Below are 18,096 nucleotides of genomic sequence, written 5' to 3'. Positions count from 1 at the left end.
CGATCAGGCGGTCAGCCCGGGGTGGACGAGGGAGGCCGCGACGTCGATGGCGGATGCCACGTCGATGTCCGACGAATAGAGGAGAGTGCGGCCGACGGTCAGGCCGCGCACGCCGGGGAGCGACAGGGCGTCCTCCCAGGACGAGAACGTGTCGTCGGGGTCTGCGCCCGCGTCGCCGCCGAGCAGCAGCACGGGCAGCGTCGTCGCCGCGAGCACGCGTTCCATGTCGTCGACGACCGGCAGCTTCAGCCACGTGCTGGCGCTGCTCGCACCCAGACCGCTGGCGATCGCGATCGACAGCATCACGGCATCCGGGCTCAGGTCGTTGACGACCCGGCCGTCGACCCGGCGGCTCAGGAACGGCTCGAGCATGATCGGCAGGTCGGCCCGTGCGGCCGCGGTCACCGCGTCGGCCGTCGAGGCCAGCGTGGGGGCCGTCCCGTCGTCGTCGAGGTTCACGCGCAGCAGGGCCTTGGCGAAGTCGATGCCGGAGTCCACCATCGCCGGCACGTCGTACCCGGTGTAGCGGTCGTCCATCTCGAAGGTCGCTCCGCGGAGCCCGCCGCGGTTCATCGACCCGACGACGATCTTGTCGTCGAGCAGGCCCAGCATCGCCAGGTCGTCGATGATGTCGGGGGTGCCGAGCACACCGTCCACCCCCGGATGCCGCAGGGCGATCGCGAGCCGATCGAGCAGCTCGTAGCGGTCGGCCATGGCGAACGGCGACCCGCCGACCGCGAGCGCACCGCGTGCGGGGTGATCGGCGGCGATGATGAACAGCCGTCCGTCCCCACGGATGATGTCGCGGCGGCGACGTCCGGCCAACGTCTCGCGGATCGCGTGCGGCGACTCCGCGCGCACCGTCCGGAGCCGGTGGAAGTCCTCTTCGGTCAGGGCTGTCATCTCACGCATCTCCGTTCACGACCTCGGCGACCTCGCGTTCGGTCGGCATCGCCGTCGAGCATTCTCTGCGGCCGGCGACGATGCCGCCCGCCGCATTCGCATAGGTCAATGTCTTCTCCAGCTCCCACTCGGCGAGCAGTCCGTGGCAGAGCGCACCGCCGAACGCGTCGCCGGCACCGAGTCCGTTCACGACCTCGACCGCGGTCGCGGGGATCTCGACCTGCCTCGACCGCGTCTTGGCGAGCACGCCGCGGGGTCCCTGCTTCACGATCGCCAGCTCGACGCCGCGCTCGAGGAGCGCATCCGCCGCACGCTGCGGGTCGGTCTCGCCGACCGCGACCTCGCACTCCTCGCGGTTTCCCACGGCGACCGTGGCGAACTCCAGCGCCCGCTGGATCTGCACGCGGGCGTCGTCGGCTGTCTCCCAGAACATGGGGCGGTAGTCCAGATCGAACACCGTGTGCGCTCGGCGCCCGCGCGCCCGGAGAAGGTCGAGGTGCGTCTGCCGGCTCGGCTCCTCGCTCAGGCCGGTCGCGGTGAACCAGACGAGCGCGGCCTGCGGCACCGCGGCCTCGTCGACGTCTCCCGGCCGGATCTGCAGGTCGGGGGCGGTCGGTTCGCGATAGAAGTACAGCGGGAAGTCGTCGGGCGGGAAGATCTCGCAGAACGTGATCGGGGTCTTGTACGTCGGGTCGGTCGCGACGTACCGGCTGTGCACCCCGAGGCGCTCGAGCTCGGTGCGCAGGTATCGCCCGAACGGGTCGTCCCCGACGCGGGAGAGCAGGGCGGTGTCGTGGCCGTACCGCGCAGCAGCGACCGAGACGTTGGCGGCGCTGCCGCCGAGGTACTTGCCGAAGCTGGTGACCTCGCCGAGGCCGACGCCGTCCTGCAGCGGATACAGGTCGACGCCCAGACGCCCGATGGCCAGGATCTCCGGGGCCGGTGAGTGCTCGGTCATCGCGCCTCCTCCCTCTCGCTCATTTGTCTTAACATTAGCACTTAGTCGCTCACTTGCCGAGATCCGTCGATCGCCCGGCGGATGCTGAGCATCCCGCCGCCGACGGCACGAGCAGCCGCCGCGTCGAAGGCGCCGTCCTGCACCTCACCGGCCAGGTCGACCCGCGCCCAGTCGCCGGGTGACGTGAACGCCACCTCGCGCTCCTCGGTCAGGTAGTTCACGAACCGGAGCTCGGCCTCGGTACCGACGCGTCGCGCCGACTCGAGCACGACATCACCCGACAGCCGCACGGGGAACGCCGCCTCGGGCAGCGGGCCGTCGGCCGCACCCGAACCGCGGACGACGAGCGGGTCGTGCCGGAAGAGATCGGCGGCGCGCACCGCGGTGGCATCGTCGGCGCCGACCAGGATCGCCAGATCGGTGTGCACGGCGACTCCGAGGTACTGGGCGCCCGGCACGGGGATCTCGGATCCGGCCGGCTCGTCGCGCAGCGGATGCACGTTCACGCTCATCATCCCGACCGAGCGCGACAGCGTGACCGCGAGAGCATCCGGCGCGTCGGCCGTCGACACCAGCTCGTACTCCGACAGCTTCTGCACCAGCACCGCGGTCGAGCCCGCCGCGGCGAAGCGGTACGCCGGATAGGTCGGCAGCGGGAACTCGCCCCAGCCCCCCTCGGCCTCGCGTCCGCGCACGGTCGTGCCGTACTGCCCGGCACTGCGGGAGGAGTCGAGCCCGGCGCCGTCGACGGGCACCAGCACCCGGAGCCGGTGGTCGGAGGCGGTGTTCACGTAGTCGATGCCGACGCGCAGGAAGCCCTCACCCTCGCGCAGTTCGATCGTGGTCTCGGTCACGAGCGGCACCGTCGAGGTCGAGCGCCGGCGGTCCGCGTCCAGGCGCTCCGGCAGGTCGTAGACCCGGCGGATGCGGATGCGGCCGCGCAGCGGACCCTCCTCGAGCACGGTCACCTCGACCGACGAGGGCGCCGAGACGGCGGATGCCGCATCGACCGGGCCGTAGTTGTACGAGTCGCCGCAGTCGCCGTCGTCGACGAGAGCGAGCGCGCCGTCGATCGACGAGCCGTCCGCGCCGTCGATGCGGACGGTGCCGTCGGGGTTCACGGTCGCGGTGAGGGCCCCGTTCGAGAGCGATCCGGACGTCACGGTGACCGCGTCAGCCGATGCCGGCGCCGTGGTCTCGCCGACCGCGGCGAGCGCGAGCCCGTCGACGTCGACGGCCAGGAGTGCGCGGTGCCGAGGGTCGGCGATGGTCTCGACGTGCCAGACGTCGTCACCCGCGGCATCCGCGGCGACGCGCTCCTCGAGCTCCACGGTGAACGTCGCCAGGTCCCATACGCCCTGCGGGCTCTCGGCGACCTGGAAGCGCAGCGACCGCTCGCCCCACTCGTAGCCGTTGATCTGCTGGCCGAAGAGCTCGCGGCCGTGGATGCGGCGGAGGATCTTCGGCAGGTCGGCCGTGCGCATCCGCTCGTCGCCGAGGACGGTGGTCAGCGGGTCGAGCAGCTGGACGCCCGCGGAGAGCGAGCCCGCGTCGACCCCGTGCAGCGTGACCTCGACCTGCGCGCGCCGCGCGAAGCCCGAGGGGTTGAACACGAGGTGCAGCGCGGGCGAGACGGCCGTCGAGACGTCGCGGAGCACGGTGTCGATCACGCCGCGGGCGATGTGGCCGGCGGTGTGGATGCGCGTGCCCACCTGCTCGGCCGTCGCGTCGACGCCGCATCCGGTCACGGAGTCGTGCGCGGTGCTCTCCACGATCCGGTACCAGGCCGTGTCGAAGAAGGAGCGGTGGTCGCGGGTGCCGTACATCAGGTCGAGGCGCTCCGCGGCGGTGAGCGCCTGCTCGGAGCGGGCCATCTCGCGCTTGAGGTTCGTGCGGATCGAGAAGACGCCGGGCAGGAGGTTGCCGCGGGCGTGCGAGCGCATCTCACCGTGCACCTGCGGGAGGGCGGCGAGGGTGGCGGCATCCGTCGCGTAGCGGGCGAGGTGGCCGTCGAGCGTCGCGATCGACAGGTGCGGTTCGCGCCCGCCCGCGTCGTAGTCGCGGATGACCTCGGCGAGGTCCTCGGGCGGTGCCGAGTGGTCGGTGCCCAGCATCGCGAGCACCGGGTCGTCGCCGTACCAGGATGCGGTGCGGGCGGCGTAGTCGGGGGCGAGTTCGGGCAGCTGCCCCGGCAGGGCGAACATGTCGAGTCCGTTGCCGTAGCCGTCGAAGAGGTACTCGCACCGCACGGCGTCGCCGTTGGGGGCGACCCACGAGAAGGCGTGCTCGGCGATGTCGGCGGGGACGCCGCGCCAGAGGGCGCTGTGCCGGATGCCGAAGCCCGACAGGATCTGCGGCATCTGGGCCGCGTGGCCGAACATGTCGGGGAGGTAGCCGACGGGCATCGTGCGTCCGAGACGCGCACTCGCGGCGCGGCCGAGCTCGAGGTTGCGGATGATCGTCTCGCCGTCGCAGCCGAACTCGTCGAGGAGGATGAGGAACGGGCCGACGCTGAGCTGCTCCCGCTCGACCAGCGCCACGACCCGGTCGCGCATGTCCGGGCGCATCTCGAGGTAGTCCTCGATCGCCGCAGCCTGTCCGTCGAGCGTGAACCGGTACTCCGGCTCCGCCTCGAGGATGCCGATCAGCCGGTCGAGCATGTGCACCAGGCGCAGACGGAACACATCGTGCGGCTCGTACCACTCGCGGTCCCAGTGGGTGTGGGGGACGACGACGATCTCACTGGTCACGGGCGGGGACTCCTGATTCTCTGGGGAAAGGTGTGGGGCGTGCGGCCGGTCAGGCGCACAGGGCGGCGATGCTGCGGTCGGGGTGCAGCAGGTAGTGGGGGCCGGCGGAGCGCTCGGCCGGGAACGCGACGCGATCACCGTGCACCGAGCGGCGCTCGCCGGCGCCGTCGACGAGGATCAGGCCGTCGGCGTCGATGGCGAGCAGTTCGTCCTCGATGCGCAGGAGCACGGGGGCGGTGAAGAGGTCCGGCGCGGTGAGCCCGTCGCGCACGGTCACCCCGCCCATGATGGCGGTGCGCCCGGCGGCGACTCCGGCGAGGATCGCCTCGGGCGAGGCATCCTCCGCCGCGACCCAGGTCGTCGGGGTGCCCGGGCCGACGCCCTGGCTCTGCATGTGGAAGTCGGCGCCGCCGAGGAGCACGGCATCCTTGTCCCACCGCTCGTGGAAGGCGAGCGGCGAGGTCGCGATGAGCTCCCGATACCAGGTCGAGTGCCACAGCTCGATCGCCCGCGGGGTGCGCTCCAGCGGATGCAGCCACGAGCAGTCGCCCGAGATCGGGTGGTTCACGCTGAGCACGCCACCGCGGCGCTCGACCTCGTCGACCCACTCCTGCGCGGGGCGGCGGAAGTCGATCCAGCCGATGTCCCCGAAGGCGTTCGCGTGACCGCGGTGCGTGGTCACCTCCTGCCCGGGGAGCAGCGTGATGGCGTGCTGCATCCCGACACCCGGGAGGTGAGCGTGGTGGCTCGTGGTGTTGTGGTCGGTGACGGCGAGGAAGTCGAGCCCGGCCCTCGCGCCCAGTGCGGCGAGCCCCGAGATGCTCTCGCGGCCGTCGGAGTGGAGGGTGTGGGCGTGGAAGTCCCCGGCGAACCAGCGCAGGCCGGCGGGCGCCGGGAGGTTTCTCGAACTCCCCCGCGGGACCCCGGTCACGGGGGCCGCATCCGGTCCGTGATCGATCGTCGACTCCGCGGGGAGCGAGATCTCGACGGTGATGTCGGCGCCGCCGGCACTCAGCCGGTGCACGCCGAGGATCACATTCCACTCGCCCTCCTCGGGACGCCCCGGCAGGTACCCGGGCGTGGCGTCGTCGGTGCGGATCACGTACGCGGTCCGCGCTCCGCCCGACCATCCGCGCCACCCTGCGGCGCCCTCGCAGCCGAGGTCGATCACCGCCGCCTCGCTGTCGTAGGAGATGCGCACCTCGAGCGAGTCGGTGCCCGCGGGCACGTCGAACGGCACCCGCACGTAGCGGTCGGCGTTCTGGATCTCGTGGGTGAGGTGGAGGGTGGTGCGGATGGTGCTCATCAGCCGATCCGCTCGGTGCTCTCGGCGTCGAACAGCAGGACACGGTGGAGCTGCGGGACGATCCAGCCACGGTCGCCCGGCGCCGGCTCCTGCTCCTCGGGCACGACGACCTGCAGCTTGTGCTCCCCCGCGCTCACGAGCACCAGGCTCGTCGCACCGAGGGTCTCGGTCACGACGACCTCGGCGGCGATACCGCCCTCGACGGGCTCGGTCGACCAGCGCAGGTACTCGGGACGGATGCCCCAGATCACGGTCTGGCCGTCGCGCGCGGCGGCGGCGGCTTCGGTGGGCACCGCCACGTCGGACTCACCGATCCGCACGGTTGCGCCCGAGACCGCGGTCTCGAGCAGGTTCATCGGCACCGAGCCGATGAACCCCGCGACGAAGGTGTTGTTCGGGCGGTGGAAGATCTCGCGCGGCGAGCCGATCTGCTGGAGCTTGCCGGACTTCATGACCGCGATCCGGTCGGCGAGCGCGAGCGCCTCGGCCTGGTCGTGCGTCACGAACACGGTGGTGACGCCCAGGTCGCGCTGCAGCTCCTTGAGGAACGTGCGCGCCTCGAGGCGCAGCCGGGCGTCGAGGTTCGACAGCGGCTCGTCGAGCAGCAGCACGTCGGGCCGGGTCGCGACGGCGCGGGCGAGAGCCACGCGCTGCTGCTGACCACCGGAGAGCTGGCCGGGGCGGCGCTCGATGAGTCCGTTCAGTGACAGTCCGTTCGCGACCGACTCGGCCGTGGTGCGGCGCTCGGTCTTCCCCACGCGGCGGATCCGCAGCGGGTAGGCGATGTTGTCGCCCACGTCCATGTGCGGGAACAGCGCGTAGTCCTGGAAGACCATCGCGACGCCGCGCTCGCCCGGCTCCGCATTCGTGACGTCTTTCTCGCCGATCGTGAGCTTTCCGGAGGTGATGCTCTCCAGACCCGCGATCGACCGCAGCAGCGTGGTCTTCCCGCAGCCGGAGGGGCCGAGGAGCGCGAAGAACTCGCCGTCCGCGATCTCGACGTCGACACTGTCGACGCCGCGCACCCCGCCGGGGTACTCCTTGACGAGTTCGGTTGTAATGATGGCGGCCATCAGGACTTGATCCCTCCGTGGAAGCGGAAACCGTAGCGACGGTTCACAAAGAAGTAGATGAGCAGGACAGGCACCGAGAACACCAGCGAGAACGCCGAGATCAGACGGAGGTCGGCCTGGCCGCTCTCGGTGTAGAAGGTGTACATGAGCACGGCGGCCGGCTGCATGTCGGGCGTGCGCAGCAGCAGGAACGGAACGAGGAAGTTGCCCCAGACCTGCACGATCGTCCAGATCGCGATGAACGCGAGACCCGGGCGGGCGATCGGCACCACGATGTCCTTGAGGATGCGGAACGGGCCGGCGCCGTACAGCCGCGCCGACTCCTCGTACGACTTCGGGATCGAGTCCATGAAGTCCTTGAGGATGAAGATCACCGTCGGCAGGATCCCGCCCGCCAGCACCAGGATGACGCCGACGTGCGTGTTGATCAGCTGGAGCTGGTTGATGAGTTGGAACGTCGGCACCATGGCCGCCGTCCCCGTCACGATCGACGAGAGCAGCAGCAGACCGTAGAGGATGCCGTCGCGGCCGGGGATGCTGATCCGGCTCATCGCATATGACGCCAGGGCGCCGAGGACGATCACGAGCGCCATGGTGCCGACGCCGAGGATCAGCGAGTTGAGGATCGACTTCATCGCGTACGGGTTCTCGACCAGCCGCGCGAAGTTGTCGAGCGTCCAGTCCGGCCACGACACCGTCAGCGACGGGGTCGCGTCGAACGGGGCCAGGATCAGCCACACCATCGGCAGCGCGAAGAACAGCGACACGATGACGAGCACGACCGTGAACAGGATCCGCGAGACGAAGTGGGTCACCGAGCGGTCGCGCACGACCGTCTTGATGGTGGTCATCATGAGGTCACCTTCTTCTTCTTGGTGCTCTTACCCCGCGAGACGCGCGTGTACATCAGCGCGATCACGAGGTTGATGAGGAGCATGATGAGCGAGATCGCTGCACCGAGACCCAGCTGCCCGCCGGGGATGGCGGTCTGGTAGATGTACACCGACAGGATGTCGGTCTGACCGTTCGGCCCGCCCGCGGTGAGCAGGTAGGGCGTGAAGGTGTTGAACGTCCACAGCGTGATCAGCAGGGTGTTGGTCAGCAGGTGGCCCTTGATGTTGGGCAGGATCACGTCGCGCAGCTGCTGCCACGTGTTGGCACCGACCATGCGCGCGCTCTCGAGCTGCGACGGCGGCACGGCGCTGATCGCCGAGGAGAACAGCTGCATCGAGAACGCGGTCCCGACCCAGATGTTGAAGATGATGATGCACTCCATCGGGTGCTCGATCAGCCACGCCGCCCCCTCGGTGCCGAGGAGGGAGTTCAGGGTGCCGGTGCGCCGATCCAGGAGCGCGAGCCAGAGGAACGAGGCGACCGAGGCGGGGATGACCCAGGCGGCGAGCACGAGCGTCTCGATGAAGGTCTTCACCCCCGCACGCACGTTGCGCAGCATCCAGGCCAGCGCGAAGCCGAGGATCGTCTGCCCGATGATGCCCGAGACGAGCACGAAGACGAGCGTGAGCCACAGCGAGTTCCAGAAGCGCGGATCGTTGAGAGCCGTGGAGAAGTTGTCCAGGCCGATGAACTCCGGGTTGGCGGCGGCGAAGCCGGTCAACCGGTAGTTGGTCATGCCGAGGTAGACGGTCCAGATCGCCGGGAAGAGGAGGAACAGGCCGATCAGGAGCAGACCGGGCGCCGCGAAGAGCGTGGCCCTGGCCCGACCGAGACCCGCGACATCCTCTGCGCGGCGCCGGCGGGGAGTGGTGACGCTCCCCGCCGGCATCGTTGCTTGCGTCATGGTCACTCGGAGATCGCGTCCGGACCCACGACGCCTTCGAGACCACGGACGTAGGTCTTCAGTGCATCGTCGACCGAGGTTCCGGTGGCGACGTCGAGCGTGGCCTGCTGCAGCAGCACCGACACCTGCGGGTAGGCCGCGAGTCCCGGACGGTAGGCCGTGATCGGCAGCACCTCTTCGCTGACGAAGGTGAGCATCGGGTCGGAGGAGAGCAGCTTCTCGTTCACGTCGTTGCGGGGCGAGATGGCCAGGGTGCCGGCGGCACGCGCCTCATACGCCTCGGGAGAGTTCATGAAGGCGAGCAACTCCCACGCGAGTTCGGCGTGCTTCGAGTTGGGGTTGAGCACACGACCGGTTCCCCCGGACATCGAGACGAAGTCCTGACCGTCGATGCCCTCGCTGGGCTCGACCGCCGGGATCTTGGCGTAGCCGACGGCGCTGTCACGGTCGGCCATGGGGGCGGTTCCCACGCCCTCCTCGGGGTTGATCACGGAGCGCCAGAAGTAGTCGCCCTCGAGCAGGATGCCGATCTTGCCCTCGGCGAAGAGCTGGAACGAGGTGTCGCGTCCCGAGGCCTCCTGCTGGAGGACCGGGTCGCCGAGGCCCTCGTCGACGTAGATGGTCTCGTAGAGGTCGAGCGCCTTCTCCATGCCGTCGGTGGCGCCGATCCACTTGCCGTCCTCGTAGACCTGCTCGCCGGTGCCGACCAGCATGGGCAGCAGCCCCTGCATGGTGGTCGCCTCGCCCATCGCCGTGCCGGCGTTGAGCTGGATCGGGGTGACGCCGTCGAGCTTCTTGAGGTCGCGCGACGCGTCGAGGATGTCGTCCCAGCTCTCGGGAGCCCAGTCCTCGTCGAGCCCCGCCTGCGCGAAGAGATCCTTGTTGTAGTAGAGCACGCGGCCGTCGGCGCCCTGCGGCACCCCGTAGCGGTCGCCGTCGAACGAGAGGGCGTTCTGCACGGCATCCGGGATCTGCGCCCAGCCGTCCCAGTCGTCGACCGCGTCTCCGCCGACATCGGCGAGCGGCTTGATGTACCCGGCCTCGGCGAACTCGCCGACCCAGATGCCGTCCATGCCGATGATGTCGGCGCCCTTGCCCGACTGCAGGTCGAGGGCGATCTTGGTCTTGTAGTCCTCGTCGTCGACGCCCTGGGGCTGGAACTCGACGGTGACGTCCTTGTCCTCCGCCTTCATGGCCTTCTCGAACTCGGGGATGACCCAGTCCGCGATCCAATCCGCCTCGGCGGCGTTCTTGCCGCCGGTGATGGAGTTGGTCGTGAGGGTGAGGGTGACCGGTCCGGATTCCTCCTCGGCCTCCGGCTCTGATCCTCCGGAGCAGCCGGCGAGGACGACCGCACCGACAGTGGTGAGGGCGAACGCCGCAAGAAGGCGGCGCTTTCCATTCGTGACCATTTCTGGACCTTTCTGTGTCGCTGATCGCCGAGCGGATGCCGCTCGGTCTCGGGTGGGGGTGACTACTGCGCGGCTTCGGCGCTCGGGTCGAGTGCGAAGCCCTTCGAGAGCGCGAGCGCGCGGATCATCCGCTGCCCGACGCGCACATCGGCGATCGACTCCTCGACGCTCGCCCCGTCGGGGCGCTCGCCGCGGACCAGTGCCGCCAGCGCGAACAGCTCGTTCTCGAAAGCCTCTTGCTGCATCCAGCGCGATTCGCTCACGCGGATACCCAGCTCCGGGTGGTTCTCGGTCACACGGAGGATCGTGGGGAGGTTGGTCACATACGGCACCCCGAAGACGAGCTCGATCGAGCCGGTCTCGTGGTGGAAGGTGACGGTCTCCTGGTAGTCGGGGTAGGCGTCGATGTAGTGCCAGTCGAGCGTCCACGGTGTCTCGTCACGGGCGAGCGCACCGCGCAGGTGGACCGAACCGGGCATCTTCCGCCCCCAGTGCTGCGCGAAGTCCACGTCGCCCAGACCCCCGACGAGCATGCGCAGCAGTCCGACGTCGTGGACGATCGAGCCGAGCACGACGTTCGTGTAGAGCGTGCGCAGGTCGACGGGGAGGTCGGAGCCGACGGCCGAGTCGACGATCGCCGACGTGGCGTCGATCAGCGGCGCGAGGGTGTCACGGGAGACGTCGCCGGTGGGCGCCGCGAGGCGGGCGTACGCGAGCTGGGAACCGTCCAGCGGGTGCATCACCTGCACGCTCACCGCCCGCAGGTCGACATCGGCGAGGAGTTCCTTCGCTCGGAGCGATGCGAGGTCGTACTCCTTCATGTAGCCGACGCGCACCCAGTCGCGCAGATCGATCCCCGTCTCGGCGGCGTGGGCGGCGAGCGCGTCGAGCTCGGCGAGCGAGTAGGCGAGGGGCTTCTCGGCGAGCACCCGGATGCCGGCTCGCACCAGGCGCAGCGTGTCGCCGGCGTGAGAGCCCGTGGTGGCGAGGATGGCGGCGTCGATCACGAGCGCGCCCTCGTCCTTCGCGGCGATCAGTGCGTCGACGGAGGAGAACCGACGGTCGTCGGCGACCCCGTAGCGGGCGGCCATGTCGGCGGTGCGCTCGGCGGAGAGGTCGACGAGGGCGGCGATCTCGAAGCTCTCGGCGTTCCGGCGCAGCAGCGGCAGGTGGACGCTCTGGCTGATCGCTCCCAGACCGATGACGGCGACGCGCGTGATGCTCATGCGAACCACTTCCGGAGGGCGTCGCGATTGGCGATCTGCTCGGCCTTGGCCTGCTCGACCTCGGCGGCGGAGCGGGGAACCACGTCCTGCTCCACGATCAGCCATCCGTCGTATCCGCTGTCGATGATCTCGTCGACGAGCTCGGTGACGGCCAGGTCGCCTTCGCCCAGGGGCACGAAGACGCGCTTCTCCCACACCGACCGCATCGGGTCGTCGGTCCGCAGCGCCTCACGCAGGATCTGCGTGCGCGCGTCCTTCAGGTGCAGGTGGTTGATGCGGTCGCGCCAACGACGGTAGTCGGGCAGCGGGTCGCCTCCGCCGATGAGGAGGTGACCGGAGTCGAAGGTGAGTCCGACATCGGTCGTCTCGAGCAGGGCGTCGACTTCTTCCGGTGTCTCCACGTAGGTGCAGGCGTGGTGGTGGAACGTGGGCTCGAGGCCGCGGTCGCGCACCCGGGCGGTCGTGATGTTCACGCGATCGGCGAACCGGGCCCAGTCGTCGCCGCGGAGCGTGAGCTCGGGAGCACCACCGGGGCGCGCCTTGCGCTCGGCACTGCCGGAGTCGGCGAGGGTCGGGAGCGGGGCGAGGACGGGGCCGGTCTCGGCGGCGGCGACGAAGACGTCGAGGATGCCGTCGAGGTCGGCGAGCGCGCGCTCGAATTCGTCATCGGTGCCCGCGAAGGGCAGATCGATCCATCCGCCGGCGAGCTCGAGGCCGTACCTCTGCAGGCGATCCGTGAGATCCGCCCCGCGACCGAGGAGGCCGACCGGGCCGAGGTCGATGCCCTGGTAGCCGGCTTCGCTGATCCAGCGCGCGAGTTCCTCCCCTTCGGGGAGAGCGACGAGATCCGGCCGAGCCAGCTCGAAGACTCCGTAGCTCACCGGCGCATTCGCGATACGGATCACTCGATTTCCTTTCTCCATTGAACGGTCGGACCCGAGGCCCGGTGAAAATGTTAGCAGGTAATTACATATGCATCAATCGTCGTCCGAGAAGCCCTGGACGACGACGGATCGCACCCCGTCGAGTCGCGCGATCGCGTCGATCAGCTCCGACCGCATCTCGGGCGAAGCCTCCGCGAACTCGAGCGTCGCGCGCATGTCGGAGTCCCCGTGGATCCGCGCGGCACCGAGGAGGGTGGCGGGAAGACCGCGGCGCTCGGCGGCGGCGAGCACCTCGCGGATGGCGCCGCGCTCGGACTCGTACTGCAGCGTGACCCGCAGCCGCTCCGGCTCGGGGCGCACGCGGTCGCGTACGCGGGACAGGGGTCCGACCGTCAGCAGGTGCAGCCCCGTGCCGGCGATCGCCAGCAGCGGCATGTTGGCCCCGCACGCCATGCCGATCGCCGCCACGACCCAGATGGTCGCGGCGGAGGTCAGCCCGGAGACGGCGTTGTTGCGCACGAAGATGACGCCGGCGCCGAGGAAGCCGATGCCGGAGACCACCTGCGCCGCGATGCGAGAGGGATCGACGGCCACGTCCGGGCCGAGCACTCCCTCGAATCCGTACGCCGAGATCAGCGTGAAGATCGCCGAGCCGATCCCCACCAGCACATGCGTCCGCAGGCCCGCGCTCTTGAGCTTGCGCGACCTCTCGACCCCGACGGCGAGCGAGAGGACGAACGCCAGGGCGAGGAGTCCGAGCTCCACGAGCAGGTGCGGATCCCCCACTATGCTCACGAGAACTCCACCATGTCCGAACAATAGCACTTTATGCATTTCACGGGCCAGGTCACCCTCGGAACCGATGTCTCCGCGCGCCTCACCGCCCGGATCCGCCGAAAAAGAGGCGACATAGGCGATCGTATGATTGTCGCTACAATATGACTCCCTCACAGAAAGCGGAGCACCATGGCCGATCTCGTCACTCCGTGGCCGAACGATCTGTTCGCCGACATCGACCGCACGGGACCCGTCCCGCTCTACTTCCAGGTGTCGACGCGCCTCCAGAGCGCGATCCAATCCGGCGCCATCCCCGCCGGCGCCCGCCTCGAGAACGAGGTCTCGATCGCCGAGCAGCTCGGCCTGTCGCGACCCACCATCCGACGCGCCATCCAGGAACTCGTCGACAAGGGTCTGCTCGTGCGACGCCGCGGCATCGGCACCCAGGTCGTGCAGGGATCCGTCACGCGCCAGGTCGAGCTCACCAGCCTGTTCGAAGACCTGCAGAGCGCCCATCACGAACCGGGGACGCAGGTGCTCACCCACGAGGTCATCGCGGCATCCGACGAGGTCGCGGCCGCGCTGGCACTCGCCCCCGGCACCGAGGTGCTGCACCTGCGCCGACGACGCAGCACCGACGGCGTCCCCGTCGCCGTGCTGGAGAACTACCTGCCGGGCGAGTTCGCGAACATCTCGTCGGAGCAGCTCGAATCGCGCGGTCTCTACCAGGTGCTGCGTGCGCGCGGCGTCGCCATCCGCGTCGCCAAGCAGAAGATCGGAGCGCGGCGGGCGGAGGCGGACGAGCCCGAGCTGCTGGAGATCGAAGCCGGCGGGCCGCTGCTGACGATGGAGCGCATCTCGTTCGACCAGTCCGGCGCGGCGATCGAGTTCGGACACCACTGCTACCGGCCCGACCTCTACCGCTTCGAGACCACGCTCGTCGCCAAGTAGTCTGCAAGCCCCTGGGGCGGCGGATGTCGCCTCCGTAGACTGACCCCATGGATGACGCGCTGTGGATCATCGGGATCGTCGTCGGCCTGATCGTCGTCGTCGCGATCCTGGCCGTCGCGCTGCGCGGAATGCGGCCGAAGCTGCCGGAGCCGCAGGTCTTCACGCCGACGGCCGCGACGCCGCGCTCCGCGCCCGCCTCCTCGGCATCGGCACCCACCTCCGGACTCACGCCCGACGTCGTCGCCGAGATCGACCGGCTCGTCGGAGCAGGGCACAAGATCCACGCCATCAAGCTCTACCGCGACCGCACCGGCGTGGGCCTGAAAGAGGCGAAGGATCGCGTGGAGCACTGGTCGGCCAGCACGACCGCTCCGCACCTCGCCGCCGTGTCGAACGCCAGCGCCGTGCACTCCGCCATCACCCCGAGTGCGCTGACGCCGTCGACCGTGCGCGCCTCGCTGCCGGCATCCGTGGCATCCGAGATCGATGCGCTCATCGCCCGCGATTCCCAGATCGGCGCGATCAAGCTGCTCCGGGAGCAGACGGGCCTCGGGCTCAAGGAGTCGAAGCTCCTGATCGACGCCTGGGTTCCGCACCGCGGCTGAGCGCGACGGCCCGGCACCCGCGGCGCGCAGAAGCGGTCTCCCCGGCGAGGGAGAATGGAACGGTCCCCGACCGCAAGGAGCCTCATGACCGACCGTCTCGACCGCGCCCGCCGCACAGGCATCCTCGCCGTGCTCCGCGCCTCGTCCCCCGAGCTGGCCCTGGAGGCGTCCGAGGCGATCATCCGCGGTGGGGTCACCGGTATCGAGGTGACCTTCTCGACGCCCGACGCGCCCGCCGTGATCCGCGAGCTCATCACCCGCCACGGTGACGCCGCGTACATCGGCGCCGGAACCGTGACGACCGCCGCGCAGGCAGCGGCGGCCGCGGATGCGGGGGCGGAGTTCCTCGTCAGCCCCGGCACGCTCCCCCACCTGACCCGCACGATGCTCGACACCGATCGCGTCGTGATGACCGGGGCCATGACGCCCACCGAGGTCATGAGCGCACTCGAACTCGGCGTCGACGTGGTGAAGATCTTCCCGGCGTCACTGGGCGGTCCGTCGTACCTCGGCGCGCTGCGTGGACCGTTCCCCGACGCCCCGCTCATGCCGACCGGCGGCGTGAGCCCCGACAACCTGGCTGCGTGGTTCGCGGCGGGTGCCGTCGCGGTCGGCGCCGGCGGCGACCTGGCCAACGGCGCATCGATCGCGGCATCCGACTGGGCGGACATCGAGCAGCGCGCCGCCCGGTTCACGGCAGCGCTCACCGCCACTCGCGGCTGATCGACCCGGCGGCGTTCAGCCTCGTTTGGTATACCAGACGCATGCGTGCGCGACCGACTCTCTTCCTCAGTGCACTCGTCGCCGTCCTGCTGACCGCGACGGCCTGCACCGCGAACCCCGCCCCGCCCGCACCGACACCGGAGGTCTCCATGTCCGACGCCACTCAGGACCTGCTCGTCGCCGCCGCCAGCGGAGACGCGGATGCCGTGCGCGCGGCCCTCGATGCGGGAGCGGCGATCGAGGCGCGGGGCGACGGCGGCATGACCGCCCTGGTCGCGGCGACCAAGGGGAATCAGGTCGACACGGCACGAGTGCTCATCGAGGCCGGCGCCGACGTGAACGCGAAGGACGACATCCAGGATTCCGCCTACCTGTACGCCGGCGCCCGCGGGCACGACGAGATCCTGCGTCTGACGCTCGAGAGCGGCGCCGACCTGACGAGCACGAACCGCTTCGGGGGCACCGCCCTGATCCCGGCCTCCGAACGCGGACTGCTGTCGACGGTCGAGATCCTGCTCGAGGCGGGCGTCGACCCGAACCACGTCAACAATCTGAACTGGACGGCGCTGCACGAGGCGATCGTGCTCGGCGACGGCTCCTCCCGCTACGTCGAGGTCGTGCGCGCGCTCCTCGACGGCGGGGCGGACATCGGCATCCCCGACGGCGACGGCGTGCTGCCGGTCGACCTCGCGAGGAGCCGCGGCTACGACGCGATCGTCGCCGAGCTCGAACGGTGATCGCCCTCGACCCGTGGGCATGGGTCGCCCTCGCCGTGGCCGCGGTCACGATCGGCATCTCGAAGACCGCGCTGCCCGGCGGCAGCATCCTGGCCATCGCCCTGTTCGCCGCGGTGCTGCCCGCCCGCACTTCGACAGCCGCGACCCTGCTGCTGCTCATGGTGGGTGACCTGTTCGCGCTGTTCGCCTACCGCCGGCACGCCCACTGGCCGACGCTGCTGCGCCTCGCCCCCGCTGTCATCGCGGGGCTCCTCGTCGGGTTCGCGTTCCTCGCCCTCGCCGGTGACGGGGTGGTCCGCCGGGCCATCGGCGTGATCCTGCTCCTGATGATCGCGGTGACCCTCTGGCGCCGGTGGCGGCAGAGCAAGGCCGACGCGGCGGCCCCGCCGTCGGGCGGCATCGTGCTCGCGGGCGCCTACGGCACGCTCGGTGGTTTCACGACCATGGTCGCCAACGCGGGCGGACCGGTCATGTCGATGTACTTCCTGGCCACCCGCACGCCCGTGCAGGTGTTCCTCGGCACCTCGGCGTGGTTCTTCGCGATCATCAACGTGATCAAGGTGCCGTTCCTCGCCGGCCTCGGGCTCTTCCACGCGCCGGTGCTGCTGATGGATGCCGTGCTCGCCCCGCTCGTGGTGATCGGCGCCCTGCTCGGCCTGCGGGTCGCGCGGCGCATGAACCAGCGCGTGTTCGACCGCATCGTGATCGTGCTGACGGTCCTCGGCGCGGTGTACCTGCTGATCTGACCCCCACCCGCGCCTCTCCCTTTGTCCGCACCTTTCGTCGAGGAGTCAATACACGCCGCAAACTACTTACGCGATAGGGCGTGTCGTGACCCCTCAGCGGGTGAAGAAGACCCGGGTGCGTGCGGATAAGGGGGCGTGCGGATAAAGGTGCGTGCGGATAAGGGGGCGTGCGGATAAGGGTGCGGACGCGGATGCGGGCACGCGGCCGCGCGAGGACGACGCAGGGCCGAGCGCGCGCACGCACCCTGCGCTGAGGGGTCAATACACGCCGCACGCTGCTTACGCGATAAGGCGTGTTGTGACCCCTCAGCGAATATGACCCCTCAGCGAATGAGAGCCACGACCGGGGACCGGTCGCGCGAGGTCGCGGAGGGGAGCGTCTCAGTCGAGGAAGATGTCCGGGAACAGCGCGCTGTCGGGTGTACCGGGGATCGCGGCGTAGCCCGAGAAGTCGGTCACGCCGTCGGCCTCGAGCACGTCTTCCACGATGAGCGACTGCCCCGTGTACGACGCCGCGGGCTTGAGCAGCACGGCGTACGCGGCATCGGCATAGATCTCGGGTGTGCGGCTCGCGGCCATGACCTTGTCGCCTCCGAGCAGGTTCTGCACCGCCGCGGTCGCGATCGTGGTGCGGGGCCACAGCGTGTTGGCGGCGATCCCGTCGCGCGCGAACTCCGCCGCGAGGCCGAGCGTCGCCAGCGTCATGCCGAACTTCGCCAAGGTGTATCCCGTGTGCGCGCCGAGCCACTTCGGGCTCGGGTTCAGGGGCGGCGAGAGGGAGAGGATGTGGGGATTCTCGGCATCCTTCAGGATCGGCACGGCCGCGCGGGACAGCATGAAGGTGCCGCGCACGTTGACGTCCTGCATCAGGTCGTACTTCTTGGCACCCAGGTCGAGCGAGCGGGAGAGGTCGATGACGCTGGCGTTGTTGATGACGATGTCGATGCCGCCGAACTCGCCCTGCGTCTTCATGACTGCTTCGGTGATGTCGTCGTCGTCGCGCACGTCGCCGACGATCGGGAGTGCGTTGCCGCCGGCTGCCCGGATCTGCTCGGCGGCGGTGTGGATGGTGCCTTCGAGCTTCGGATGCGGGGTGTCGGTCTTCGCGAGCATGGCGATGTTCGCCCCGTCGGCGGCCGCCCGCAGCGCGATGGCGAGTCCGATTCCGCGGCTGCCGCCCGACATCAGGATGGTCTTTCCGGCAAGGGACATGGTTTCTCCTGGGTTCTGATCGCGACGGGAAGTGG

17 protein-coding genes are annotated in these 18,096 nt (G+C 69.9%); 5 read left to right on the top strand and 12 right to left on the bottom strand.

Translation table 11 applies throughout. From position 1 onward, the window contains the following. Positions 1 to 3: 3 nt before the first annotated feature. The 11 genes from ACIOTO_RS09590 to ACIOTO_RS09540 all read right to left on the bottom strand — a co-directional run bounded on the left by ACIOTO_RS09590 (position 4) and on the right by ACIOTO_RS09540 (position 13,105). Entirely contained in the window at positions 4 to 903 is a 900-nt protein-coding gene (locus ACIOTO_RS09590; protein WP_105711241.1) for a deoxyribose-phosphate aldolase, read from the bottom strand. A gap of 1 nt (position 904) precedes the next feature. After that, positions 905 to 1,861, bottom strand: a complete 957-nt coding sequence (iolC, locus tag ACIOTO_RS09585; protein WP_400857608.1) for a 5-dehydro-2-deoxygluconokinase — start codon at positions 1,859 to 1,861, stop codon at positions 905 to 907. Between the two features lie 41 nt (positions 1,862 to 1,902). After that, positions 1,903 to 4,611, bottom strand: a complete 2,709-nt coding sequence (locus tag ACIOTO_RS09580; RefSeq protein WP_400857607.1) for a hypothetical protein — start codon at positions 4,609 to 4,611, stop codon at positions 1,903 to 1,905. A 49-nt stretch (positions 4,612 to 4,660) separates the two neighbouring features. Then, positions 4,661 to 5,917 (bottom strand): CehA/McbA family metallohydrolase, encoded by a 1,257-nt coding sequence (locus ACIOTO_RS09575; RefSeq protein ID WP_400857605.1) that lies wholly within the window; start codon positions 5,915 to 5,917, stop codon positions 4,661 to 4,663. Further along, complete coding sequence (locus ACIOTO_RS09570; protein WP_400857603.1) at positions 5,917 to 6,990, bottom strand: ABC transporter ATP-binding protein; 1,074 nt, start codon at positions 6,988 to 6,990, stop codon at positions 5,917 to 5,919. The genes ACIOTO_RS09575 and ACIOTO_RS09570 overlap by 1 nt, the downstream gene beginning before the upstream one ends. Next, positions 6,990 to 7,844: a carbohydrate ABC transporter permease gene (locus tag ACIOTO_RS09565; protein WP_197021025.1), complete on the bottom strand. Its 855-nt coding sequence runs from the start codon at positions 7,842 to 7,844 to the stop codon at positions 6,990 to 6,992. The genes ACIOTO_RS09570 and ACIOTO_RS09565 overlap by 1 nt, the downstream gene beginning before the upstream one ends. After that, positions 7,841 to 8,788, bottom strand: a complete 948-nt coding sequence (locus tag ACIOTO_RS09560) for a carbohydrate ABC transporter permease (protein WP_091031549.1) — start codon at positions 8,786 to 8,788, stop codon at positions 7,841 to 7,843. The genes ACIOTO_RS09565 and ACIOTO_RS09560 overlap by 4 nt, the downstream gene beginning before the upstream one ends. Before the next feature lie 2 nt (positions 8,789 to 8,790). Then, the gene (locus ACIOTO_RS09555; RefSeq protein WP_400857601.1) at positions 8,791 to 10,200 is read right to left on the bottom strand and encodes an extracellular solute-binding protein; all 1,410 of its coding nucleotides are present in this window, start codon (positions 10,198 to 10,200) and stop codon (positions 8,791 to 8,793) included. Between the two features lie 62 nt (positions 10,201 to 10,262). After that, positions 10,263 to 11,426 (bottom strand): Gfo/Idh/MocA family protein, encoded by a 1,164-nt coding sequence (locus ACIOTO_RS09550; RefSeq protein ID WP_400857600.1) that lies wholly within the window; start codon positions 11,424 to 11,426, stop codon positions 10,263 to 10,265. Beyond that, a complete protein-coding gene (locus ACIOTO_RS09545; RefSeq protein WP_400857599.1) occupies positions 11,423 to 12,331 on the bottom strand; it encodes a sugar phosphate isomerase/epimerase family protein in 909 nt (302 codons plus the stop codon). Before ACIOTO_RS09545 ends, ACIOTO_RS09550 begins: the two co-directional genes overlap by 4 nt. 72 nt (positions 12,332 to 12,403) lie before the next feature. After that, on the bottom strand, positions 12,404 to 13,105 hold the full coding sequence (locus tag ACIOTO_RS09540; protein WP_051662376.1) for an MgtC/SapB family protein: 702 nt from the start codon (positions 13,103 to 13,105) through the stop codon (positions 12,404 to 12,406). Between the two features lie 171 nt (positions 13,106 to 13,276). Between ACIOTO_RS09540 and ACIOTO_RS09535 the strand changes: the two genes are divergently transcribed. From ACIOTO_RS09535 to ACIOTO_RS09515, 5 genes are all read left to right on the top strand, one after another. Further along, positions 13,277 to 14,038 (top strand): GntR family transcriptional regulator, encoded by a 762-nt coding sequence (locus ACIOTO_RS09535; RefSeq protein WP_029261211.1) that lies wholly within the window; start codon positions 13,277 to 13,279, stop codon positions 14,036 to 14,038. A 47-nt stretch (positions 14,039 to 14,085) separates the two neighbouring features. Further along, positions 14,086 to 14,643, top strand: a complete 558-nt coding sequence (locus ACIOTO_RS09530; protein WP_400857598.1) for a hypothetical protein — start codon at positions 14,086 to 14,088, stop codon at positions 14,641 to 14,643. A gap of 84 nt (positions 14,644 to 14,727) precedes the next feature. Next, the gene (locus tag ACIOTO_RS09525) at positions 14,728 to 15,366 is read left to right on the top strand and encodes a bifunctional 4-hydroxy-2-oxoglutarate aldolase/2-dehydro-3-deoxy-phosphogluconate aldolase (RefSeq protein ID WP_400857596.1); all 639 of its coding nucleotides are present in this window, start codon (positions 14,728 to 14,730) and stop codon (positions 15,364 to 15,366) included. A 41-nt stretch (positions 15,367 to 15,407) separates the two neighbouring features. Beyond that, entirely contained in the window at positions 15,408 to 16,103 is a 696-nt protein-coding gene (locus tag ACIOTO_RS09520; RefSeq protein ID WP_400857595.1) for an ankyrin repeat domain-containing protein, read from the top strand. Continuing rightward, on the top strand, positions 16,100 to 16,849 hold the full coding sequence (locus ACIOTO_RS09515) for a sulfite exporter TauE/SafE family protein (RefSeq protein WP_400857594.1): 750 nt from the start codon (positions 16,100 to 16,102) through the stop codon (positions 16,847 to 16,849). The genes ACIOTO_RS09520 and ACIOTO_RS09515 overlap by 4 nt, the downstream gene beginning before the upstream one ends. A gap of 381 nt (positions 16,850 to 17,230) precedes the next feature. On the opposite strand, the gene ACIOTO_RS09510 is transcribed toward ACIOTO_RS09515, so the two are convergent. Beyond that, positions 17,231 to 18,061, bottom strand: a complete 831-nt coding sequence (locus tag ACIOTO_RS09510; protein WP_029261216.1) for an NAD(P)-dependent oxidoreductase — start codon at positions 18,059 to 18,061, stop codon at positions 17,231 to 17,233. Between the last annotated feature and the right edge of the window lie 35 nt (positions 18,062 to 18,096).

Origin of the sequence: Microbacterium sp. NPDC087592, assembly GCF_044743585.1 — a bacterium.
Classification (GTDB): Bacteria; Actinomycetota; Actinomycetes; order Actinomycetales; family Microbacteriaceae; genus Microbacterium.
This window is presented reverse-complemented; position numbering and strand designations above follow the sequence as displayed.